General features: G+C 66.6%; 20 protein-coding genes. 11 read left to right on the top strand and 9 right to left on the bottom strand.

Going from position 1 to position 21,055, the window contains the following annotated elements; all coding sequences use genetic code 11:
- Positions 1-33 precede the first annotated feature (33 nt).
- Positions 34-240: a 30S ribosomal protein S21 gene (gene rpsU, locus ACUCV3_RS04520; RefSeq protein WP_004208618.1), complete on the bottom strand. Its 207-nt coding sequence runs from the start codon at positions 238-240 to the stop codon at positions 34-36.
- A gap of 233 nt (positions 241-473) precedes the next feature.
- On the opposite strand from rpsU, the gene ACUCV3_RS04525 reads away from it, so the two are divergent.
- Positions 474-1,232, top strand: coding sequence for a class II aldolase/adducin family protein (locus tag ACUCV3_RS04525; protein WP_029548003.1), 759 nt, complete (start codon positions 474-476; stop codon positions 1,230-1,232).
- A gap of 48 nt (positions 1,233-1,280) precedes the next feature.
- Here ACUCV3_RS04525 and ACUCV3_RS04530 read toward each other — a convergent pair whose 3' ends face one another.
- Positions 1,281-4,862, bottom strand: a complete 3,582-nt coding sequence (locus tag ACUCV3_RS04530) for a hydantoinase B/oxoprolinase family protein (RefSeq protein ID WP_010339609.1) — start codon at positions 4,860-4,862, stop codon at positions 1,281-1,283.
- 46 nt (positions 4,863-4,908) lie between these two features.
- The gene (locus ACUCV3_RS04535) at positions 4,909-5,373 is read right to left on the bottom strand and encodes an Rrf2 family transcriptional regulator (RefSeq protein ID WP_004208622.1); all 465 of its coding nucleotides are present in this window, start codon (positions 5,371-5,373) and stop codon (positions 4,909-4,911) included.
- A 119-nt stretch (positions 5,374-5,492) separates the two neighbouring features.
- Here ACUCV3_RS04535 and ACUCV3_RS04540 point away from each other — a divergent pair, with 119 nt between their 5' ends.
- Entirely contained in the window at positions 5,493-6,386 is an 894-nt protein-coding gene (locus ACUCV3_RS04540) for an NAD(P)/FAD-dependent oxidoreductase (RefSeq protein ID WP_010339608.1), read from the top strand.
- 30 nt (positions 6,387-6,416) lie between these two features.
- On the opposite strand, the gene ACUCV3_RS04545 is transcribed toward ACUCV3_RS04540, so the two are convergent.
- A complete protein-coding gene (locus ACUCV3_RS04545) occupies positions 6,417-7,571 on the bottom strand; it encodes an FAD-dependent oxidoreductase (RefSeq protein WP_010339607.1) in 1,155 nt (384 codons plus the stop codon).
- A 116-nt stretch (positions 7,572-7,687) separates the two neighbouring features.
- Here ACUCV3_RS04545 and ACUCV3_RS04550 point away from each other — a divergent pair, with 116 nt between their 5' ends.
- The 6 genes from ACUCV3_RS04550 (at position 7,688) to ACUCV3_RS04575 (ending at position 14,617) form a co-directional block, all read left to right on the top strand.
- Positions 7,688-9,550 (top strand): CHASE3 domain-containing protein, encoded by a 1,863-nt coding sequence (locus ACUCV3_RS04550; RefSeq protein ID WP_010339606.1) that lies wholly within the window; start codon positions 7,688-7,690, stop codon positions 9,548-9,550.
- A 44-nt stretch (positions 9,551-9,594) separates the two neighbouring features.
- Entirely contained in the window at positions 9,595-10,836 is a 1,242-nt protein-coding gene (locus ACUCV3_RS04555; RefSeq protein WP_048937449.1) for a putative DNA modification/repair radical SAM protein, read from the top strand.
- Between the two features lie 82 nt (positions 10,837-10,918).
- On the top strand, positions 10,919-11,275 hold the full coding sequence (locus ACUCV3_RS04560) for a hypothetical protein (RefSeq protein WP_010339604.1): 357 nt from the start codon (positions 10,919-10,921) through the stop codon (positions 11,273-11,275).
- 61 nt (positions 11,276-11,336) lie between these two features.
- A complete protein-coding gene (locus tag ACUCV3_RS04565) occupies positions 11,337-11,807 on the top strand; it encodes a hemerythrin domain-containing protein (protein ID WP_010339603.1) in 471 nt (156 codons plus the stop codon).
- A gap of 10 nt (positions 11,808-11,817) precedes the next feature.
- Complete coding sequence (locus ACUCV3_RS04570) at positions 11,818-13,224, top strand: UdgX family uracil-DNA binding protein (protein WP_010339602.1); 1,407 nt, start codon at positions 11,818-11,820, stop codon at positions 13,222-13,224.
- 67 nt (positions 13,225-13,291) lie between these two features.
- The gene (locus ACUCV3_RS04575) at positions 13,292-14,617 is read left to right on the top strand and encodes a metal-dependent hydrolase family protein (protein WP_010339601.1); all 1,326 of its coding nucleotides are present in this window, start codon (positions 13,292-13,294) and stop codon (positions 14,615-14,617) included.
- Between the two features lie 19 nt (positions 14,618-14,636).
- Here the strand turns inward: ACUCV3_RS04575 and ACUCV3_RS04580 are convergent, their stop codons facing one another.
- Positions 14,637-15,035 (bottom strand): DUF1489 family protein, encoded by a 399-nt coding sequence (locus ACUCV3_RS04580; protein WP_010339600.1) that lies wholly within the window; start codon positions 15,033-15,035, stop codon positions 14,637-14,639.
- 23 nt (positions 15,036-15,058) lie between these two features.
- Positions 15,059-16,510: a magnesium transporter gene (mgtE, locus tag ACUCV3_RS04585; protein WP_010339599.1), complete on the bottom strand. Its 1,452-nt coding sequence runs from the start codon at positions 16,508-16,510 to the stop codon at positions 15,059-15,061.
- Between the two features lie 183 nt (positions 16,511-16,693).
- Between mgtE and ACUCV3_RS04590 the strand changes: the two genes are divergently transcribed.
- Complete coding sequence (locus ACUCV3_RS04590; protein WP_004208636.1) at positions 16,694-17,146, top strand: peptidylprolyl isomerase; 453 nt, start codon at positions 16,694-16,696, stop codon at positions 17,144-17,146.
- A gap of 87 nt (positions 17,147-17,233) precedes the next feature.
- Here ACUCV3_RS04590 and ACUCV3_RS04595 read toward each other — a convergent pair whose 3' ends face one another.
- Both ACUCV3_RS04595 and ACUCV3_RS04600 read right to left on the bottom strand, forming a co-directional pair.
- Positions 17,234-17,920: a hypothetical protein gene (locus ACUCV3_RS04595; RefSeq protein ID WP_029548002.1), complete on the bottom strand. Its 687-nt coding sequence runs from the start codon at positions 17,918-17,920 to the stop codon at positions 17,234-17,236.
- A gap of 14 nt (positions 17,921-17,934) precedes the next feature.
- Positions 17,935-18,657: a hypothetical protein gene (locus ACUCV3_RS04600; protein ID WP_010339597.1), complete on the bottom strand. Its 723-nt coding sequence runs from the start codon at positions 18,655-18,657 to the stop codon at positions 17,935-17,937.
- A gap of 314 nt (positions 18,658-18,971) precedes the next feature.
- Between ACUCV3_RS04600 and ACUCV3_RS04605 the strand changes: the two genes are divergently transcribed.
- Together ACUCV3_RS04605 and ACUCV3_RS04610 are read left to right on the top strand one after the other, a co-directional pair.
- Positions 18,972-19,526: an outer membrane protein gene (locus ACUCV3_RS04605; RefSeq protein WP_004208639.1), complete on the top strand. Its 555-nt coding sequence runs from the start codon at positions 18,972-18,974 to the stop codon at positions 19,524-19,526.
- 175 nt (positions 19,527-19,701) lie between these two features.
- Complete coding sequence (locus ACUCV3_RS04610) at positions 19,702-20,616, top strand: bifunctional helix-turn-helix transcriptional regulator/GNAT family N-acetyltransferase (protein ID WP_107917552.1); 915 nt, start codon at positions 19,702-19,704, stop codon at positions 20,614-20,616.
- Between the two features lie 180 nt (positions 20,617-20,796).
- Here ACUCV3_RS04610 and ACUCV3_RS04615 read toward each other — a convergent pair.
- On the bottom strand, positions 20,797-21,055 hold a 259-nt coding region (locus tag ACUCV3_RS04615; protein ID WP_482240395.1), incomplete at its 5' end, for a phosphoenolpyruvate carboxylase.

A 21,055-nucleotide genomic window follows, 5' to 3' on the forward strand; every position in this document is an offset into this window, starting at 1 on the left:
ACCGCGAACCGGCCGTCCTGATATCGGCAGTCCTTAACGGACGCCGTCGCGCTCGGCGCGCTTGCGCTCCAGCTTGCGGGCGCGGCGGACAGCAGCCGCCTTTTCGCGCGCACGCTTTTCCGAGGGCTTCTCGTAGTGACGACGCAGCTTCATTTCGCGATACACGCCTTCACGCTGCAGCTTCTTCTTGAGCGCGCGGAGGGCCTGGTCGACATTGTTGTCGCGAACGATGATCTGCATAAGTCCGTCAATCTCCAATCGAAAACGGGCGGATCGCCAGGAATGAAACCCTCCCGACGGGCCGACCGAATATAAAAATCCGTGAGTCGCCACAGGTCACCCTGAGGCATGTGGGGCGCGCCCTACCAGCAGAGTCGGGCAAATTCAACCCCTGCAGGGCTTTCACGCCCTTTCCCTCGACAGAATGCGTCGAGCGGAGGATAGTGGCGTCCATAATATAAAGGAGGATGGCCATGGCAAGTGCCGCCAGACAGCCCGACATGTCGCCTGCCGAATGGGAGGCGCGCCAGCAGCTCGCCGCCTGCTATCGCATCTTCGACCATTTCGGCTGGTCGGAACTGATCTACAATCATATCACCCTGCGCGTGCCCGATGAGGAAAACGCCTTCCTCATCAACCCGTTCGGCCTGCTCTACAGCGAGGTGACGGCGTCCAACCTGGTCAAGATCGATATCGACGGCCATGTGCTGGACGGCAGCCCCTATCCGGTCAATCGCGCCGGCTTCACCCAGCATAGCGTGTTCCACCGCCACCTGGCCGACGCTCATTGCATCATCCACACCCATACGACCGCAGGCATGGCGGTGAGCGCCACGCAGGAAGGATTGCGGCCGATCAATTTCTACGCCGCCGCCTTTGCCGGGCGGATCGCCTATCATGACTTCGAAGGCGTCACGATCCGGCCGGACGAAGGGGAAAGGCTGATCGCCAATCTGGGCGCGCGGCGAATCATGATGCTGCGCAACCATGGCACGCTGGTGATGGCCAAGAGCCTGCCCGAAGCCTTCCTGATGCAATGGATGCTCCAGCGTGCCTGCGAGATCCAGGTCGCGGCCTGCGCCGCCGGCACGCCGGTGGAGATCCCCGCCGATGTCATCGCCGTGCATCAGCGCGACCTCGCCGGGGTGCAATTGCCGGTCGGCGTCGGCGTGCCGGATTTCCAGGCGATGGTCCGCCTGATCGACCGCACCGACAGGAGCTGGCGGGACTAGAGCACCCTGCCTCCCGACCTCCGTTCGCTCCGCGCGGACGGAGGCGGATCAGCCCTTGCCGAATCCGCCGCCGCCCGGCGTCTCGATCACGAAGACGTCGCCCGGTGCCATCTGCGCCGATCCGGTCGCGCCCAGCATCTCGACCCGGCCATCGCCACGCTCGACCCAGTTGCGCCCCAGCCCGCCGGGCGCGCCGCCGTCGAGGCCAAAGGGCGGCACGCTGCGCCGGTTGGCCAGGATGCCGGCGGTCATATCCTCCAGGAAGCGGATGCGGCGCAGCCCGCCATTGCCGCCATGATGCGCGCCCGCGCCGCCCGATCCGGCCCGGATGGAAAATTCCTCCAGCAGCACCGGGAATCGGCTTTCCAATATTTCGGGGTCCGTGAGGCGGCTGTTGGTCATGTGGGTCTGCACCACATCGGCGCCGTCGAAATCCGGCCCGGCGCCCGATCCGCCCGAGATCGTCTCATAATATTGGTGGCGCGCATTGCCGAAGGTGAAATTGTTCATCGTCCCCTGCGCGCCCGCCATCACGCCCAGCGCGCCGAACAGAGCGTCGGTAACGACCTGGCTGGTCTCGACATTGCCGGCGACGACCGCCGCGGGATAAAGCGGCCGCAGCAGCGATCCCTCTGGCACCACCAAAGTCATGGGCTTGAGGCAGCCGTCATTCATCGGCACGGCCTCGTCCACCAGGGTCCGCACGACATAGAGCAGGGCCGCGCGCGCGACCGACAAAGGCGCGTTGAAATTGCCCGGCAGCTGGTCCGACGTGCCGGTGAAATCCACCGTCGCGCCGCGCGCCGCCCGGTCGATCGTCACGTTGACGACCACCTCCGCCCCATTGTCCATCGCATAGCGATAGTGCCCGTCGGACAGGCGATCGATCAGCCGGCGCACCGCTGCCTCGGCCTGATCCTGCACATGGCCCATATAGGCGGCCACGACATCGGCGCCATAATCGCCGCTGATCCGCTGCAGCTCGGCCGCGCCCTTGGCGCAGGCGGCGATCTGGGCGGACAGGTCGGCGATATTCTGGTCGATATTGCGCGAGGGCCAGCGGCCGGAGCCCAGCAAGGCGCGCAGATCGCCCTCCAGGAAGCGGCCCTGATCCACCACCAGCACATTATCGAGGACGATGCCCTCTTCCTCGATGCTGCGGCTGTCGGGCGGCATGGAGCCGGGCGAGATACCGCCAATATCGGCATGATGGCCGCGCGCCGCGACATAGAAGGCGGGCGCGTGCGCCGTCTCATCCACGAACACCGGCATCACCACCGTCACGTCGGGCAAGTGCGTGCCGCCATCATAAGGAGCATTGAGCGCATAGACGTCGCCCGGCAGCATGCCGCGCCCGTCGATCGCCCGGCCATCGGCACCGATCCCGCGCCGGCGCATGACCGCGCGGATGCTTTCGCCCATGCTGCCCAAGTGAACCGGCATGTGCGGCGCATTGGCGACCAGATTGCCGGTGGCATCGAACAGGGCGCAGGAGAAATCCAGCCGCTCGCGGATATTGACGGAGGACGCGCTGTGCTGAAGCGCAGCGCCCATTTCCTCGGCGATCGCCATGAACAGGCCGCCCATAACCTCCAGCCGGACCGGATCGACGGCGGTGCCGTCATCGGCGGCGGGTGCCGGGCGCGGCGCATGACGGGTCAGCAGCAGATTGCCGATCAAATCGAGCCGCGCGCGCCAGCCCGGCTCGACCACCGTGGTCGACACCGGGTCGCTGATCAGCGCCGGGCCATCGATCGCGCTGTCCAGCGTCAGCCCGGCCCGGTCGAACACCGGCGCCGGTGTGCCCGCCAGCATCACCTGCGCCAGCGGCGCGGCCTTCTGGGTCGCGATGGTCGCCACCTTGCCCATATCCTCGGCGGTCGGCGCGATCGCCTCGACCCGCACCATGTCGACCAACACGGTGCCGGTGCCGCCATAGCCGAAGCGGGCCTGATATTGCGCCTCGAACTCGGCCAGCATCGCCGCCCGATCGCCCAGCATCACGTCGAACAGGCTGTCGGTGCCATCATAGCGCAGCCGCAGCACCGTCTCGCTCCGCTCCGCCTCGGGCAGGTCGGCGCGCGCCTGCTCCCCCAGGTCTGCGATCGCCGCTGTCAGCGCGTCGGCGCCCGCATCGTCCAGCGGCAGCGCCAGCGTCCGCTCGCGCACCGCGCGCCGGTCGGCCAGGCCCATGCCATAGGCGGACAGGACGCCGCCCAGCGGATGGATCATCACCCGGTCCATGCCCAATGCGTCGGCGACCAGACAGGCATGCTGCCCGCCCGCCCCGCCAAAGCTCGCCAGCGTATAGCGCGCCACATCATGACCGCGCGCGACCGAGATGCGCTTGATCGCATTGGCCATGCTGGCGACGGCGACGGCGATGAAGCCCTGCGCCGCGTCCCGCGCGCTCATCACCCGGCCGGTCTGCGCCTCCACCTGCGCACAAATGTCGGCAAAGCGCGCCTCGACCGCGTCCCGGTCGAGCGGCTGGTCGCCATTGGGGCCGAACAGGCTGGGGAAGAAATCGGGCTGCACCTTGCCCAGCATGACATTGCAGTCGGTGATGGTCAGCGGTCCGCCGCGCCGGTAGCAGGCCGGCCCCGGCACCGCGCCGGCCGATTCCGGGCCGACGCGAAAACGCCCGTCGACCACCGAACAGATGGAGCCGCCGCCCGCCGCGATGGTGTGGATGCGCATCATCGGCGCGCGCAGCCGCACGCCCGCCACCCGCGCCTCATTGTCGCGTTCATAGCTGCCGGCATAATGGGACACGTCGGTCGACGTGCCGCCCATGTCGAAACCGATCACCTCGCCGAACCCGGCTTGCTCGGCGGTGCGAGCCAGGCCGACGATGCCGCCGGCCGGGCCGGACAATACTGCGTCCTTGCCACGGAACAGGTCGCCCCGCGTCAGCCCGCCATTGGACTGCATGAACAGCATGTCGGCGTCCTCGCCCAGTGCCGCGCCCAGCCCGTCGACATAGGCGCGCAGCACCGGCGAGAGATAGGCGTCGGCCAGCACCGTGTCGCCCCGCCCGACCAGCTTGATGAGCGGCGCGACCTCATGGCTGACCGATATCTGGGTGAAGCCGATCTGCCGGGCGATCCGCGCCAGCGCCTGCTCATGGGCGGGATAGCGATAGCCATGCATCAGCACGATCGCGACCGCGCGCAGCCCGGCATCATAGCCGCGCTGCAACGCCGCCTGCGCCGCGACCTCGTCCAGCGGCGTCAGGATGGTGCCATCCTGCATCAGCCGCTCGTCCATCTCCACGACATCGGCATGGAGCGGCGGCGGCAGGTCGATCCGCCGCGCGAACAGGTCCGGCCGGTCCTGATAGCCGATGCGGATCGCGTCGCGAAATCCCTTCGTGATCGCCAGCAGCACCGGCTCGCCCTTGCGCTCCAGCAGCGCATTGGTGGCGATGGTCGTGCCGATCCGCAGCGTACAGGGCGGGATCGGCCCGTCGCCCGCGCCGGTCAGCCGCCGGATCGCCTCGACCGCCGCGTCGGCATAGCGCTCGGGGTCGCTCGACAGCAGCTTGGCGGTGTGAAGAACCCCTTGCGGGTCGCGTGCCACCACGTCGGTAAAGGTGCCGCCGCGGTCGATCCAGAATTGCCATTGCATGCCCCGCCTGATGGCCGCGCCACAGGCGGTTGGCAAGCCGCTTGGCTCAATGGCCGGTCAGCGGCTCGATCGCCCCGGTCGCCAGCAGCGCGGCATAGCGCTGGTCGAAGTCCGCCGCGATCTGCGCCAGCGTCACCTGTCCCAGCCGGGCGATCAGCATCGCCTCCGCCTCCTGCATCGCGGCCGCCATGGAGGCGTTGACCGCCTGTTCGACCAGGCATTGCGGATTGGGGTCGGCCGGGCCGATCGAGAAGATGCGCGGCTCGCCCACCGCGCGATAAATGTCGAGGATGCGGATCGCGTCGAGCGGACGGGCCAGGGTCCAGCCGCCGCCATGCCCCTTTTCCGATCGCACATAGCCCGCGTCGCGCAGGCCCGCCATGGTCCGCCGCACCACCACCGGATTGGTGCGCAGCATCTGCGCCGCCAGCTCCGACGTCATCGGGCCGTCCAGCCGATCCATGTGGATCAGGATATGCAGCATTCTCGACAGGCGCGCATCCAGCTGCATCGCAGGCGTCTCCTTTCCCGCTCGCCTATCACGCAACATCAATTGTTGCAAATGTGCGAGGCACGATTATGTAACTTATCAAGTATCGTGATTCGGTGCAGCCATTGAAAGGAAGACCCATGCATGACGTGATCGTGATCGGCGGCAGCTTTGCCGGCCAGTCGGCGGCAATGCAGCTCGCCCGCGCGCGGCAGGATGTGCTGCTGATCGATGCCGGCCTGCCGCGGAACCGCTTTGCCGACGCCGCCCATGGCTTCCTGGGGCAGGATGGCCGCACGCCCCGCGCCATCATCCGCGATGCCGCGCGCCAGCTGCTCGCCTATCCCACCGCCCGGATGCTGGCCGGCGAAGTGCGTCATGCCATCAAGAGCAGCGACAGCTTCGCACTGACCCTGGCCAGCGGCGAAACCCGGTTGGCCCGGCGGCTGATATTGGCGACCGGCGTGAGCGACGAGCTGCCGTCGATCCCCGGCATGGCGGAACGCTGGGGCGAGACGGTGCTGCACTGTCCCTATTGCCATGGCTATGAAGTGCGCGACCATCCCCTGGGCATCATCGCCAACCACCCAATGTGCGCGCATCAGGCCGCGCTGATCCCCGACTGGGGACCATCCACCTATTTCACCCAGGGCCAATATGAGCCGGACGATGCCGAACGCGCCCGGCTGGAGGCGCGCGGCGTCACGATCGAGCGCGTGCCCGTGGTCGCACTGATTGGTGACGCGCCCGCGCTGAGCGCCGTGCAACTGGCCGACGGCCGGACGATAGAAATCGCCGCTGTCTTCACCGCTCCCAGAACGCGGCTCAGCAGCGATGTCGCGGTCCAGCTCGGCTGCGCGCTGGAGGATGGCCCGACCGGCCCCTTCATCAGCATCGACGCCTGGGGCCTGACCTCGGTGCCCGGCGTCTATGCCGCCGGCGACGCCACCTCCCCCATGCACAATGCGACCTTTGCCTCCGCATCCGGGGTCAAGGCCGGGGTCGGCGCGCACCAGTCGCTGGTCTTCGCCTGACAGGCGGGGGCGGGGCTGGACGGCGCCGCGCTATTTCCAGAAGCCCGCCAGCTTGCGCACCGATGCCTCGGCGGCGGCGCGGTCGGGGGCTTCGTTGGCGTCGCCATAGCCGAACCAGTCGTCCTCCCCGACCTCCTGCACCACGATGCCGTCGCGCCGCGCCAGCATCGCCAGCTTGTCATGATAGACGCCATAGGTGGCGCCGGCCTGCGGGATCAGCCAGGCGATCTGGCCGCGCACCGGCACGATGCTCTCGTCCCGCCACAAAGCCCGCGCGCCATAGCCGGTGCAGTTGATGACCGTCTTCTGCTTCATCCGCGTCACATCCTGGGGTTCGTGCAATTCCATCGGCACGATGCGGCCGCCGCCGATCAGGAAATCATTGGTCAATTGATGGGCAAGGTCGGCGACATTGAAGGTCAGCGAACTGCTGCGCCGGGCGCGTTCGGTGCGGAAGGGATGGGTGCCCGGCGCCAGCTCGACCGATCGCGGCATGATGTCGTGCAGCCGCTCCTCCAGCCGGATGAAGCGATCGGGCCGCTGCGGCGTCGGCATCTCGACGGCGGGCGCCACGGCCGGGCCGTCCGACAGCATGTAACGGTCGGTCCATTCCACCGGATCGCCCGGCAGGCCGAGCAGCCCCTGATAGAAAGCGAAGGATCGCCGCGCCATCGCCTCCCAGCGATCGCCAAAGCCGGCATCGACGCCACCCTCCATCGCGATCCGGGAATCGGGCGACCAGGTGCCGGTCGCCCGCGCCGATCGCACGTCGGGAAATTGCTCCTTGGCATAGATGGTCACCTGCGCCCCGGCACGCTGGGCGGTGAGCGCAGTGGTGAGGCCGATCGCGCCGGCGCCGATCACCGCAATATCCGTCATCCCATCCGCCAGCGCCATGCCGACCGCAACCTCGGCCGATCCCCAGGACAGTGACCAGCCGCTGCCGCCATGGCCATAATGATGGACGACCCGCTTGCGTCCCACCTCTTCCACCGCGATGCGCGGCCCGGCGGCGCGGAAGGGCCGCAGGCAGACGGTGATGCGAAAGATGCGATCGGGCGTCGCGCGGATCGGCTCCAGCCCGGCCAGCGGATCGAACAGGCTGGCCGCATCGCCCCCCGCCGCCAGCGACAGGGCACCCAGCCCGCCCAGGCCCCGCGCCAGAAAATCGCGTCTGTCCATCATCCCGCCCCCTATCTGCCGACCGGTTCAACGAAGTGCCCGGACATAACCGCAACGACCCGTCGCATGACAGACACAATCGGGTTGCCCCACCGTTGTTAATTGCCCATTAAGACCAGATGAATGCGCTCCGCCCCGAACGATCCATCGTCGTTCTGCTGCTCGCGCTTGCCACCGTCATCGTTGCGGTAGGCGGCACCATCTGGCTCTATCGCAGCCAGCAAGCCGAGATCGGCTGGGTCAACCACACGCTGCGCGTCGAAAACCGCCTGTCGGTGATCCTGTCGCGGGTGCAGGCCGCCGAAAGCGCCCAGCGCGGCTATATGTTGACCCGCCAGGATCCTTTCCTGGGGCCGTTCGACACGTTCAAGGCGGACTGGCCGCGCGAGATCGCGCAATTGCGCGAGGATGTGCGCGACAATCCGGAACAGGTGCAGGCGACCGATCGGCTGGGCCAGATGCTGGCGCAGCGCCTGACCCTGTTGGACGGCGGGATCGAGCTGCGACGGCGCAACCGCCCGGTCGATCCCAACGCCTTCGCGCCGGGCCTGATGTCGATGGCCGGCATCCATGCCCATATCACCGCCATGAAGGCGCGCGAGACCGATCTGCTGCGCCTGCGCAGCATGGAGGCCAACCGGCTGACCTTCTGGGTCACCGCCAGCCTGTCGGTCAGCGCCGCATTGGTCATCATCCTGGGCCTGCTGGCGCTGCGCAACGCCCGCCGCCGCATGATCGAGGCGGTCGCGAGCGAACGGGCGCTCGCCGAGGCCAATGCCCGGCTGGTCAGCGAAGCGGAACAGCGCACGGCGATGGAGGCGCAGGTCCGCCAGTTGCAGAAGATGGAATCGATCGGCCAGCTGACCGGCGGCATCGCCCATGACTTCAACAATATGCTCGCGGTCGTCATCGGCTCGCTCGACATGGCGCGGCGCCGCCTGCCCGCCGATATCGATCGGCGCATCAGCAACGGCCTCGACAATGCGACCGAGGGCGCGCAGCGCGCCGCGCAACTGACCGCGCGGCTGCTCGCCTTCTCGCGCCAGCAGCCGCTGGCGCCGCAATCGACCGACGTGAACAAGCTGGTCGGCGGCATGTCGGACATGCTGCGCCGGACGATCGGCGAGCGGGTGCGGGTGGAAAGCGTGCTGTCCGGCGGCCTGTGGCGGGCCAGCATCGATCCCGGCCAGCTGGAAGCGGCGATCCTGAACCTGTGCGTCAATGGCCGCGACGCCATGCCCGATGGTGGCCGGCTGACGGTCGAAACCGGCAATGCCTATCTCGACGATGCCTATGCCGCGACCCATGCGGAGGTGATCCCCGGCCAATATGTGCTGGTGTCGGTCACCGACAGCGGCACCGGCATGACGCCCGACGTGGTCGAGCGCGCCTTCGACCCCTTCTTCACCACCAAGGGCGTGGGCAAGGGCACGGGCCTGGGCCTCAGCCAGGTGTTCGGCTTCGTCCGCCAGTCGCACGGCCATGTGAAAATCTATTCCGAACCCGGTCAGGGCAGCACGATCAAAATCTATCTGCCCCGCCATTATGGCGTGCCGGTCGCCGATCCGGTGGCGCCCGCCATCGCCCTCGATCTGCCCCGTGCCCAGGGGGACGAGATCATCCTGGTGGTCGAGGATGAGGACCGGGTGCGGCACATGTCGGTCGATTCCCTGCGCGAACTGGGCTACACCATCGTCCAGGCCGCCGATGGCGAACAGGCGCTGGCGATGCTGGCGATCGAACCGCGGGTCGACCTGCTCTTCACCGACATCGTCATGCCCGGCATCAACGGCCGCATCCTCGCCGACCGCGCCCGTGCCGACCGGCCGGAACTGCGCGTCCTCTACACCACCGGCTATACCCGCAACGCCATCGTCCATAACGGCATGCTCGATCCCGGCGTCGCCTTCCTGGCCAAGCCCTTCACCATGGACCAGCTCGCCGGCAAGGTGCGCCAGGTGCTGGACGAGGAGCCGGCCTGATCTGGATTATGGACAAGCCGGAATCAGGAACGTAACATGAACACATGTCCGCCCTGTCCACCCGTAAAAAGCTCGAAATCCTTGCCGATGCCGCCAAATATGACGCGTCCTGCGCCTCGTCCGGCACGACCAAGCGGGATTCGCGCGACGGCAAGGGGATAGGCTCGACCGAAGGCATGGGCATTTGCCATGCCTATGCGCCCGACGGCCGCTGCATCTCGTTGCTGAAAATCCTGCTGACCAACAGCTGCATCTTCGACTGCCATTATTGCATCAACCGCCGGTCGAGCGATGTCCGCCGCGCCCGCTTCACCGCGCGCGAAGTGGTCGACCTCACGCTCAGCTTCTATCGCCGCAACTATATCGAGGGACTGTTCCTCTCCTCCGGCATCATCCGCTCGTCCGACTATACGATGGAGCAGATGGTCGAGGTCGCCCGCAGCCTGCGCGAGGATCATGATTTTCGCGGCTATATCCATCTGAAGACCATTCCTGATGCCGATCCGGACCTGCTGCGTCAGGCCGGCCTCCATGCCGATCGGCTGTCGATCAATGTCGAGCTGCCGACCGAACCCGGCCTCAAGCGGCTGGCGCCGGAAAAGGACGGCCGTCGGATCGAGGGGGCGATGGCGCAGATGCGCAGCCAGATGGACGATATGGGCGACGCCCGCCGCAAATATCGCCATGCCCCCCGCTTTGCCCCGGCGGGCCAGTCGACCCAGATGATCGTCGGTGCCGATGCCGCTGACGATCGCGCCATCATCCAGCGGGCGAGCAGCCTTTATGACCGGCACCGGCTGCGCCGCGTCTATTACAGCGCCTTCTCCCCCATCCCCTCGCCCAGCAGCGTGCTGCCGCTCAAGCGCCCGCCGCTGATGCGCGAACATCGGCTCTACCAGTCGGACTGGATGATGCGCTTCTATGGCTATTCCGCCACCGAAATCGCCGCCGCGACCGACCGGGACAGTGGCTGCCTGCCGCTCGACATCGATCCCAAGCTCGCCTGGGCCTTGCAGCATCGCGCCAGCTTCCCGGTCGACGTCAACCATGCGCCGCGCGAAATGCTGCTGCGGGTGCCGGGCCTGGGGGTGAAGGCGGTCGAGCGCATCCTGGCCAGTCGCCGCCATCGCCAGCTGCGGCTGGAAGATGTCGCGCGCCTGACCACGTCGATCGTCAAGCTGCGCCCCTTCCTGATCGCCGCCGACTGGCGCCCGGTGCAACTGGCCGACCGAGTCGATCTGTCCGCGCAGTTGCGGCGTCCCGCCGCCCAGCTCGAACTTTTTTAAGGGGAGCCGAGGCAATTTTGCGGTTGATCGCAAGCACGGTTCATGAAACTCTTGTAACACGATCAGCAAGGGGATCGGGACTTTGGCGACACTTTTCGACAATCAGGCCATGGAGCGGCAGGGCGCAGGCTTTGCCAAGCGCATCAGCACGCATCTTGCGGCCGCCCTTGTCGTCTTCTGCCTGCTTCAGATCTTCATCGTCGCCAAGATGGGCGGCTCGCTGGTCCTGCACCTCGGCGTCATCATCGCGATCGGCGGTTTCGCCATCGCCGCCCGCGCGCTCGAACATCGCTGGCAGATGCTTGACCACAGCGGCCTGTCCCATGCCGGTCTGCGCCTGCGCTTCCGCCGCGACCTGCTCCAGCTCTGGGGCACCAGCCTGCTGGGCGCGCTGCTCTGGGTTCCGGTCGCGATCATCTTCCACGCGCTGTTCGGCTAAGCGCCGGACCCTTTTTACTGGGCCATCGTTTCCTCCTTCATCGCATGAAGGAGGATTGCCCATGGCCAAGGCCAGCATTTTCGATCGCCTGAAACAGGATCATGACGCCCATCGCCAGCTGTTCGACAAGATGGCGGAGGCGACGCGCGAAAAGGATGACGACCGGCTGGAGAAGCTGTTCGACCAGTTCAAGATCGAGGTGACGGCCCATGCCGCCGCCGAGGAAGAGACGCTCTACGCCACTATGCTCGCCCAGCCCGACCTGCGCGAAGATGCCCAGCACAGCGTGTCCGAACATAAGGAAATCGACGATTTCCTGGAGGAGCTGGATGGCCTGAAATTCAATGGCGATGCCTGGCGCCGCACCTTCGACCAGCTCAAGAAGCGCTACCTCCACCATATCGAGGAGGAAGAGGAAGAGATGTTCCCCGACGCCGCCAAGGAACTGAGCGCCGCCGAGGAGGAAAAGCTGGCGAAGCTGTTCGCGCGCCGCAAGCCCGCCGAACTGGCCCGCGCCGAGGCGGAGGACTGACCGGACGGCCATGCATCGGGTGACGCTGGCGGGGCCGGACGATTTTGAGGGCTGGCGCGATGCGGCCCGCGCGCTGGCCCTGGCCGCCATTCCCGCCGACGCCATCCTCTGGGATGTCGCGGGCAGCGCCACGCCAGACCTGTTCGGCAGCGACGCAACACCCCTGCCCCCGGCTCCGGCGGATGCGGCCTTTTCCGTGCCGCGCGCCTTTGTCGACCTGGCGCAAAGCGCGATCCTCCATCGCGATCCCGCCCGCTTCTCCCTGCTCTACAGCCTGTTGCTGGCGGTGCGCGCGGTGCCCGGCCGGATGGAGGATCGCGCCGATCCGCTGCTGCGCCGGGTCGAGGATCTGGCCAAGGCGGTGCGGCGCGATATCCACAAGATGCGCGCCTTCGTCCGCTTCCGCGAACTGGATGAAGGCGACGGCCCGCGCTTCATCGCCTGGTTCGAGCCCGACCATCATATCGTCCGCGCCAATGCCGGCTTCTTCACCCGCCGCTTCGCATCGATGCGCTGGTCGATCCTGACGCCGGAGGTCAGCATCCATTGGGATGGCGACATATTGACCGAAGGCCCCGGCGCGCAGCGCGGCGACGCCCCGGCCGAGGATCCGGTCGAAGATGTGTGGAAGGGCTATTATGCCGCCATCTTCAACCCGGCCCGATTGAAGACCGGGGCGATGCTGTCGGAAATGCCGCGCAAATATTGGCGCAACCTGCCCGAAGCCGCCCTGATCCCCGATCTGGTCGCCGGCGCCCAGGCACGCGAGGCGGCGATGATCGCCACTGCGCCACGCCCGGCCGCTCGCTCCGGCAATAGCCGCGCCGCCTGGCAGGCGTTGCGAAACGAAGCGATGGCCTGCACCCGCTGTCCGCTGCACGGGCCAGCCACGCAGACCGTGTTCGGCGAAGGGCCGCTCGACGCATCTTTGCTCTTCATCGGCGAACAACCGGGCGATCAGGAGGATCTGGCCGGTCGCCCCTTTGTCGGTCCCGCCGGCCATTTGTTCGACGCTGCACTGGCCGAAGCCGGCGTGGATCGGGCACGCGCCTATGTCACCAACGCCGTCAAGCATTTCAAATATGAACAGCGCGGCAAGCGCCGCCTGCACCAGACACCCGACGTGCCGGAGATCAGGGCCTGCCGCTGGTGGCTGGAACAGGAACTGGACCTGATCCGCCCGCGCATCATCGTCGCTTTGGGCGCCACCGCGGCCCGCGCCCTGCTGGGCAAGCCGGTGACGATCAGCCAGATGCGCGGCCGGCCGATCCCGCTCGATGACGGCACCGAAGCCTGGATCACCGTCCATCCCAGCTATCTGCTGCGCCTGCCCGACCCCGATCGTCAGGCGCAGGAACAGGCCCGCTTCGTCGCCGACCTGCGGATGGTCGGCGATCGGCTCCACGCCCTCGCCTGATATAAATCCGTTGACGGCCGGCTCGCTGCGCGCGACGCTGCCGCCATCAAATTAAACAGGGGGTTACATGATCTGGGGGAAGGCAGCGGCACTCGCCGCATGCAGCATGGCAGCACTGGTCGCGGTGTCGGCGCCGGCCGTAATGGCCAAGGATGTCGTGGTCCATGCCGGACGGATGATCGACGGCACCGGCGCTGCCGCGCGCGAGAAAGTGTCGATCCTGATCCATGATGATCGCATCACCGCGATCCAGTCCGGTTTCGTCACCCCCGCCGGCGCAGAGGTGATCGACCTGTCGGCCAAGACCGTGCTGCCCGGCCTGATCGACACCCATGACCATATCACCGCCGGCTGGCACAGCGGCGACCCGATCCGCAACGCCGTGACGCGCAGCGCCTATGAGGACGCGATCGAGGCGACCGGTTTCGTGCGCAACACGCTGCTCGCCGGCTTCACCTCGGTCCGCGACTGCGGCGCCGATACCCAGGTGATCGTCGCGCTCAAGAAATCGATCGACGGCGCCGTCATCCCCGGCCCGCGCCTGTGGGTGGCGGGCACGCCGCTCGGCCCGACCGGCGGCCATGGCGACGCGGTCAACGGCCTGCGCGTCGAATTTGCCGACATTCCGCACATCAGCGACAATGTGATCGACAGCCCGGAAGCCGCCCGCATCGCCGTGCGCAGGCTCAAGCGCGAGGGCGCCGACCTCATCAAGATCATGCCCTCGGGCGGGGTCATGTCGATCGGCGACGATCCCAAGCATCAGTTGATGACCGACGAGGAGATCAAGGCGGTGATCGATACCGCCCACAGCCTGGGCATGAAGGTCGCGGCCCATGCCCATGGCAAGGAGGCGATCGACCATACGATCGCGCTGGGCGTCGATTCGATCGAGCATGGTTCCTATGCCGACGCCGGCAGCTACAAGATCTTCAAGCAATATGGCGCCTATCTGGTGCCGACCATGCTGGTGGGCGAGCGCGTCTATCAGCGCGCCAAGGAACATCCCGAACAGCTCAATCCCTCGACCGCCGAAAAGGCGCTGGTGATCGGCCCGCTGCTGCAGAAGAATCTGCGCGAGGCCTATGCCGCCGGGGTCAAGATCGCTTTCGGTACCGACACGTTCGGCCTGTCCGACCATGGCGAAAATGCCCAGGAATTCGCGCTGATGGTGCGGGCGGGCATGCCGGCGATGGAAGCGATCAAGGCCGCCACCGCCAATGCCGCCGACCTGCTGGGCAGCGCCGATGTCGGTACGTTGCAGGCCGGCCGCTATGCCGACCTGATCGCGGTCGACGGCGACCCGCTGGCCGATGTCCGCCAGCTCGAAAAGGTCGGATTCGTCATGAAGGGCGGCGCCGTGGTGAAGGCCGATGGCAAGCCGATGATCTGAACCTCGCCTGGGGCTGGCGTCAGACCAGCCCCAGCCGCGCCAGTTCGTTCAGCATGGCGGGCGGCATCGCTTCCAGATCGTCCGCCTCGCCCCCGCCCAGATCGGGCGGCGCATCCTTGTCCTCCAGATAGCGCCAGCCCTGATGCGCACGCTTGGGCGCCGTCCGCACCGGGATCAGCCGCGGCGCCAGCCGGATCCAGTAGCGCCCCTGCCCGGTCTCCTGAAATCCCAGGATCGGACTGCGGCCGACCAGCGCATGGCCGTGAATCCAGTAGAGCGACCCGCCCTCCATCTCCTCCAGCCGCTTGGGCAGGTAACGGGTGGTCAGGCGCGCCTCGTCCGCATGGCTTTCCAGCCAGGCCTTGAGGGTTGCGGGGCTTTCGCTCTGGAAGGCGATCTTGGTCAGGTGCAGCGGCATTGGCGTCTAGATGGGGCGGCGGTTCAGCCGGTCAATCCCGCCGCCGTCGCCAACCCCAGAAAAGCGAAGAAGCCCATCGAATCCGTGATCATGGTGACGAAGATGGAGGATGCCACCGCCGGGTCGAGGTTCATCCGGTCGAACGCCAGCGGCACCGCCGCACCCGCCAGCCCGGCCGTCACAATATTGGTCATCATCGCCGCGGCTATCACGCCGCCCAGCGCGACATTGTGGAACACCAGCCCCACGCCCAGCCCCAGCACCAGCGCCACGGTGCAGCCATTGAGCAAAGCCACGCGAATTTCGCGCAATATGGTGCGGCGGGCGTTGGACCCGGTAATCTGGTTGGTGGCCAGCGCGCGCACCGTCACCGCCATGGTCTGGCTGCCGGCATTGCCGCCCACGCCCGCGACGATCGGCATCAGCGTGGCGAGCGCCACCATCTTCTCGATCGTATTCTCGAAAATGCCGATGATGGTGGACGCCACCAGCGCGGTCAGCAAATTGGTCAGCAGCCAGCGCACGCGCGCGCGATAACTGTCCATCACCGGCTCGTTGATGTCGCCTTCGCCCGCACCCGACAGGCGGAGAATATCCTCGCCCGCTTCCTCGGAAATGATGTGGACGATGTCGTCGACCGTGATCATGCCGACCAGCCGGCCGCTGCCATCGACCACCGCGGCGGAAATCAGCGCATATTTCTGGAAGCGCAGCGCCACTTCTTCCTGGTCCATGTCGACCGGGATCAGCGTCTGCTCGCGCTTCATCAGGTCGGCCATGGCTATGCCGCGCGGACAGGTCAGCACCCAGCTGAGCTGACAGGTGCCGATCGGCTTATGCCCCTCATCGACGACGAAGATTTCCCAGAAATCACGGGTCAGGTCGCCATTGTCGCGCAGATAGTCGATCACCTGGCCGACCGTCATATGCTCGGGCACCGCGACCAGGTCGCGCTGCATCATGCGGCCGGCGGATTCTTCGGGATAGGAAAGCGCGGACTCGATCGCGGCGCGATCCTCCGGCTCCATCGCCTCCAGCACCGCCTGCTGGTCGGCCTCCTCCATGTCCTCGATGATCGCGACGGCGTCGTCGGTATCGAGTTCGGAGGCGAATTCGGCGACCTGTTCGGGCGCCAGCGCGCCGATCAGGTCGTCGCGCACATAATCATTGAGTTCGGACAGAACCTCCGCGCCAACCAGGTCGCCCAGCGCGGCGGCCACTTCGCCACGCTGCTCGGCGGGCGTCAGTTCCAGAAGGTCGGCGATGTCGGCGGGGTGCAGCGGCGAAACCAACTCGCGCGCATGGTCGATATCGCCTTCATCCACCGCATCCAGCACGGCGGACAGGAATTCGGGCTTCAGCCGGTCATCCTCGTCCAGGCTCGACTCGGCCTGCTCCATACCGGCCGAGATCAGACTCTCGTCAGCAAGTTCCTCGTGCGGCCGCGGCTCGGCCAAATCGCCACGTTCGGTCATGGCGCGCGCAACTGTCCGGTTCCTGTAACATTTCGATGCTTTCGCCGATGCACAATATAATTGCAATGGGGTTGGACGCGCTTTGGCAACAGATGGGACAGGCTTTGCCAAACAGCCGCTTCCATCCCCATCCCAAGCCTCTATATGAGGCGATCAACGCCTTCCCCAATGAGAGGATCTTTCATGGCCGACGAAACCCTTACCCTTTCCCTCGACAGCGGCGGCGACGTCGTGATCAAGCTGCGCCCCGATCTGGCGCCCGGCCATGTCGAACGCATCACCACCCTTGCCAAGGACGGCTTCTATGACGGCGTGGTCTTCCACCGCGTCATCCCCGGCTTCATGGCGCAGGGCGGCGATCCGACCGGCACCGGCATGGGCGGCTCCAAGCTGCCCGACATCAAGGCCGAATTCAGCCGCGAACCGCATGTCCGCGGCGTGTGCTCGATGGCCCGCGCAATGAACCCGAACAGCGCCAACAGCCAGTTCTTCATCTGCTTCGACGACGCCACCTTCCTCGACGGTCAGTATACCGTCTGGGGCGAAGTCACCTCGGGCATGGAACATGTCGACGCGCTGCCCAAGGGCGAGCCGCCCAAGACTCCGGGCAAGATCGTCAAGGCGACCGTCGCCTAAGCGATACGCCGTCAAGGCCACCGCCAGCCCTCATGGGCATGGCGGCAGGCCAAGCCCCGACACCGGTGCGGCCGCGCCGCGCCGGTGTCAGTGTTTCCGGGCCAGGCCGTCGGTCGCGGAAATCAGCTGCGCGGTCTGGGTCGCATTGTCCGACTCGTCCGCCGGCGGCGCGACATAGGCGCCGATCGATTCGATATGCCAGCGCCGATCCGCCTCGCTCGCGCCCGGCACCGCATCGACCCGGCGCAACACCACCTGGCGCAGCCGATACCAGGGCTTGCCGTTCGCCTTCAGCCGGCCATAGACCTGCACCGGCACCGTCACGAAGCTTGATCCGGCCGCGCCCTCGATCTCGGCCGGGCTGCCGATATTGGCATGGATCTCGCTGAAGCCACGGAAGCGCGCGGCGAAATGCGCATCATCCTGCGCGCCGATCGCGCTCTTGTCGTTCCACAGATCCTGCGCGTCGCTGAAGCGCTTTTCCTCCAGCAAGCCATAATAGCCCTGCACCACCTGGGCCGCGCCCTGGGCGCTGTCGGGGTCGATCGCCCCTTCCTCGGCCGGCGCCGGTTCGACCGGCAGGCCACCGGGCGTGCCGGGCGCAGGCGGCGCCAGCGGCTCCATCAGCGCCTGCGCCTCGGCCCGGACATTATTCTCGACCTGGCTGGCATTGGCGCCATTGGCAAGATTGTCGATCGCGCTTTCCTCCCGCCCGTCACAGGCGGCCAGACTCACCAGGCCCAGCAACAACGCGGCGCCGGTCATTCCCCTCATGAACGTCTCCCGCATTATTGAGGACGGGTCCGAACCGGTTCGCGGCCGCCGCCCCTTGTCCCGGCGTCCGACCGCATGCGCGGCGCCGGACGGGCGCTGCCGCCCATGTCGCGCGGCGGGCGGCTCGCCTGGGGCGGGCGCTGGCCGGGCTGTGGCACATAGCGCTGGTCGCCGCCGCTGGCGCCAGGACGCCCGCGACCGGGCGTGTCATTGCCGCGCGGCGGGCGCGGACGGCTCCAATTGCCGTCATTAGGCCGACCGTCACCGCCATTCCAGCCGGGGCGACCGCCAGGGCGTCCGTCGCCCGGTCGATTGCCATCGGGGCGCCCGTCACCCGGACGATCCCAGCCCGGCCGACCATCGCCCGGACGTCCGTCACCGGGTCGCCCATAACCGGGCCTGCCGTCACCGGGCCGACCATTGCCCGGCCGGTCCTTGCGACGCGCTTCCCAGTAGCGGCGCTGGCTGTCATTCCAGCGATGCCGCGCACCGGCGCGGTCATAGACATAATAGCCGCGTCCCGGATAATAATAGTCATTGTACCAGCCGCCATAGCCGCCCGGCGCATAGCCATAAGGTCCATAATAGCCGTCGCCATAATAGCCGCCACCGCCATAATAGCCGGTGCCGACGCTCACGCCGCCATAACCATAGCCGTCATCATAGGCGCAGCCCCCCAGGGCCATCGCGCTCGCGAGACCAAGCGCAGCCAGGAATCGTGATCCGGTCCGCGTCATTGCCTGTCTCCTCATATGCTTCATGACCCCGGTTAACGCCCTGCGGTTGAATTGGTGGTGAATGAAAAGCGGTTCAAGATCGGGCATTTATCTGTGGTTCAGAAAAAGCGACTTTCGTTCATCCCCCTGACAGAAACCGTGTCGTTTCCAACACATAATCATGGCCTGGGCAATATTTCGCATTTCGTTCAGGAAACCTTCCACCGGCCCCGACCATTGATGCCCCATGTCCTCGCAGACGCTTGCAGCGCACGGGACATGCCGGCGGGTCCACACCCCGGCCCAATTTCAGAAACAGATAAAGGGTCACCCCCATGAAGACACTGCTTTTCACGGCAGTTGCTGCCGCCACCCTGTTGCCTGCCGCCGCCATGGCGCAGGAAGACAGCAGCTCCACCCGCCGCATCGAACCCTATGTCGGCGTGATGGCGGGCGTGCATAATTATGACAGCGAGACCAGCAAGGAGGGCATTCCCCCCGTCGGCTACAAGGGCCGCATGGTCGAAGGCGTCGCGGGCGTGAACTATAATGTCGCCGGCCCGCTCGTGCTCGGCGTCGAAGGTACCGTGTCCAAGGGCGTCAGCGGCGACATCGACTGGGAATATGGCGCGGCCGGCCGCGTCGGCGTGAAGGCCGGCAAGGACAGCATGTTCTTCGGCAAGGTCGGCTATCAGTGGACCAATTTCGACGCGCTGGGCAAGGATAGCCGCGACTATCATGGCATGACCTATGGCGCGGGCCTTGAACTGTCGCCCGCCGACCTTGGCAGCTCGGCCGAGCGCAGCAATGTCCGCCTGCGTGTCCAGGCCGACACCACCGGCAATTTCCATTCGATCCGCCCGATGGCCGGCGTCGTCGTCAAATATTGATCGCATGAACGGGTGGGCCGGTCATTGATCGGCCCGCCCGCCCAGCCTTCATCCCTTTCCATAAAGGGATCTGGGGTGCGGGACGGCCATGGACTGCGGCCGTCCCGCATTCGCCTGCCCCAATATAGTTGCCAATATAGTTGACTCCGTCAACATTCCATGCTGAAGCGTCGGCATGGAACAGGCCATTGCAACCATCCGCACCTTCAACCGCTTCTTCACCCGCCATGTGGGGGCGATCGACGCGCGCTTCCTCGACAGCGACGCCAACCTGCCCGAGGCGCGGCTGCTGTTCGAAATCGCCCGGCTGGAACCGGTGCTGGCCAGCACGCTCCAGGCCGAACTGGACCTGGATCGCGGCTATTTGAGCCGCATGATCGCCCGCTTCGAGAAGAAGGACTGGATCGTCCGTGATCAGGAAACGGCCGACGCCCGCGCCCGTCCGATCCGCCTCACCACCGTCGGCCGCGCCGCCTTCGACCAGATCGACAGCCGCCAGCGCGCCGTTGTTGCCCAGGATCTGGACCGGCTCGACAGCGTCGAGCAGCAGGATCTGCTCCAGGCGCTCACCCGCGCGCGGCTGTTGCTCGATCCCGCCAGCGGCGGCCCCTTCACCATCCGCCCCTTCCGCACCGGCGAGGTCAGCCAGGTCGTCACCCGCCAGTCGATCTTCTACGCCGCCAGCCATGGCTGGGGCCGGCCGCTCGAAACGCTGGAGGCCGAAACCGTCGCCGCCTTCCTGCGCGACTTCAAGCCGGACCGCGAACAATGCTGGATCGCGGAGATCGACGGCGTCATGGCCGGCGCGATATTCCTGACCGACGAGGGCAACGGCCTCGCCCGGCTGCGCCTGCTCCATGTCGAACCCTTTGCCCGGCGGCGCGGAATCGGCGACGCGCTGGTCGCCACCTGCCTGCAATTCGCCCGCGACAAACATTATCGCGCCGTCACCCTCTGGACGCACAAGATATTGGAACCCGCCCGCCGCATCTATGCCCGGCATGGCTTCGTCTGCGTGTCGAGCGACGTCCACACCGTCTTCGGCGACCCGATCGAGGGCGAGACCTGGCGCGTCGCCCTCCTCCCCTGACCGCGCCTGTCCTACCCAGCAGGGCGATGCTATAAGGGGGATGGACCGGCTGGCCGCTCGCAACATGATTTCCCACAATTGATCGATACGATCAAAATGTGCGGGAAATATGCGAAGTTAAGCGCGACAAATCCTACAGAGCGGGTCGGCCATCCCCAACCCGCTCCGTAGCATTCCAGTTCAGCCGCTGTTGCGCAGCGCGGTCGCGATCGCGTTGATCGACAGTTCGATGCCTTCCTTGATCCGGGCATCATCCTCGCCGGCGCGATAGCGCTTGAGCAGTTCGACCTGCAGCAGATTGAGCGGCTCGATATAGGGAAGCCGCAGCCGGATAGACGTCTCGGTCGTCGGGCTCCGTTCCAGCAGGCGCGACTGGCCGGTGGCCGCCAGCAGCCCGTCATGGGTCAGCGACCAGCCTTCACGGATACGCCCGAACAGT

It is taken from the genome of Sphingobium sp. VMM (genome assembly GCF_056790315.1).

What these genes read in the sequence shown, in the direction of transcription:
- ACUCV3_RS04595 (WP_029548002.1), bottom strand. Translation starts at nt 17,920, where the DNA reads ATGAGGGGAATGACCGGCGCCGCGTTGTTGCTGGGCCTGGTGAGTCTG.
- ACUCV3_RS04555 (WP_048937449.1), top strand. Translation starts at nt 9,595, where the DNA reads ATGTCCGCCCTGTCCACCCGTAAAAAGCTCGAAATCCTTGCCGATGCC.
- ACUCV3_RS04530 (WP_010339609.1), bottom strand. Translation starts at nt 4,862, where the DNA reads ATGCAATGGCAATTCTGGATCGACCGCGGCGGCACCTTTACCGACGTG.
- ACUCV3_RS04525 (WP_029548003.1), top strand. Translation starts at nt 474, where the DNA reads ATGGCAAGTGCCGCCAGACAGCCCGACATGTCGCCTGCCGAATGGGAG.
- ACUCV3_RS04545 (WP_010339607.1), bottom strand. Translation starts at nt 7,571, where the DNA reads ATGATGGACAGACGCGATTTTCTGGCGCGGGGCCTGGGCGGGCTGGGT.
- ACUCV3_RS04570 (WP_010339602.1), top strand. Translation starts at nt 11,818, where the DNA reads ATGCATCGGGTGACGCTGGCGGGGCCGGACGATTTTGAGGGCTGGCGC.
- rpsU (WP_004208618.1), bottom strand. Translation starts at nt 240, where the DNA reads ATGCAGATCATCGTTCGCGACAACAATGTCGACCAGGCCCTCCGCGCG.
- ACUCV3_RS04540 (WP_010339608.1), top strand. Translation starts at nt 5,493, where the DNA reads ATGCATGACGTGATCGTGATCGGCGGCAGCTTTGCCGGCCAGTCGGCG.
- ACUCV3_RS04610 (WP_107917552.1), top strand. Translation starts at nt 19,702, where the DNA reads ATGGAACAGGCCATTGCAACCATCCGCACCTTCAACCGCTTCTTCACC.
- ACUCV3_RS04565 (WP_010339603.1), top strand. Translation starts at nt 11,337, where the DNA reads ATGGCCAAGGCCAGCATTTTCGATCGCCTGAAACAGGATCATGACGCC.
- ACUCV3_RS04605 (WP_004208639.1), top strand. Translation starts at nt 18,972, where the DNA reads ATGAAGACACTGCTTTTCACGGCAGTTGCTGCCGCCACCCTGTTGCCT.
- ACUCV3_RS04600 (WP_010339597.1), bottom strand. Translation starts at nt 18,657, where the DNA reads ATGACGCGGACCGGATCACGATTCCTGGCTGCGCTTGGTCTCGCGAGC.
- mgtE (WP_010339599.1), bottom strand. Translation starts at nt 16,510, where the DNA reads ATGACCGAACGTGGCGATTTGGCCGAGCCGCGGCCGCACGAGGAACTT.
- ACUCV3_RS04550 (WP_010339606.1), top strand. Translation starts at nt 7,688, where the DNA reads ATGAATGCGCTCCGCCCCGAACGATCCATCGTCGTTCTGCTGCTCGCG.
- ACUCV3_RS04575 (WP_010339601.1), top strand. Translation starts at nt 13,292, where the DNA reads ATGATCTGGGGGAAGGCAGCGGCACTCGCCGCATGCAGCATGGCAGCA.
- ACUCV3_RS04580 (WP_010339600.1), bottom strand. Translation starts at nt 15,035, where the DNA reads ATGCCGCTGCACCTGACCAAGATCGCCTTCCAGAGCGAAAGCCCCGCA.
- ACUCV3_RS04535 (WP_004208622.1), bottom strand. Translation starts at nt 5,373, where the DNA reads ATGCAGCTGGATGCGCGCCTGTCGAGAATGCTGCATATCCTGATCCAC.
- ACUCV3_RS04590 (WP_004208636.1), top strand. Translation starts at nt 16,694, where the DNA reads ATGGCCGACGAAACCCTTACCCTTTCCCTCGACAGCGGCGGCGACGTC.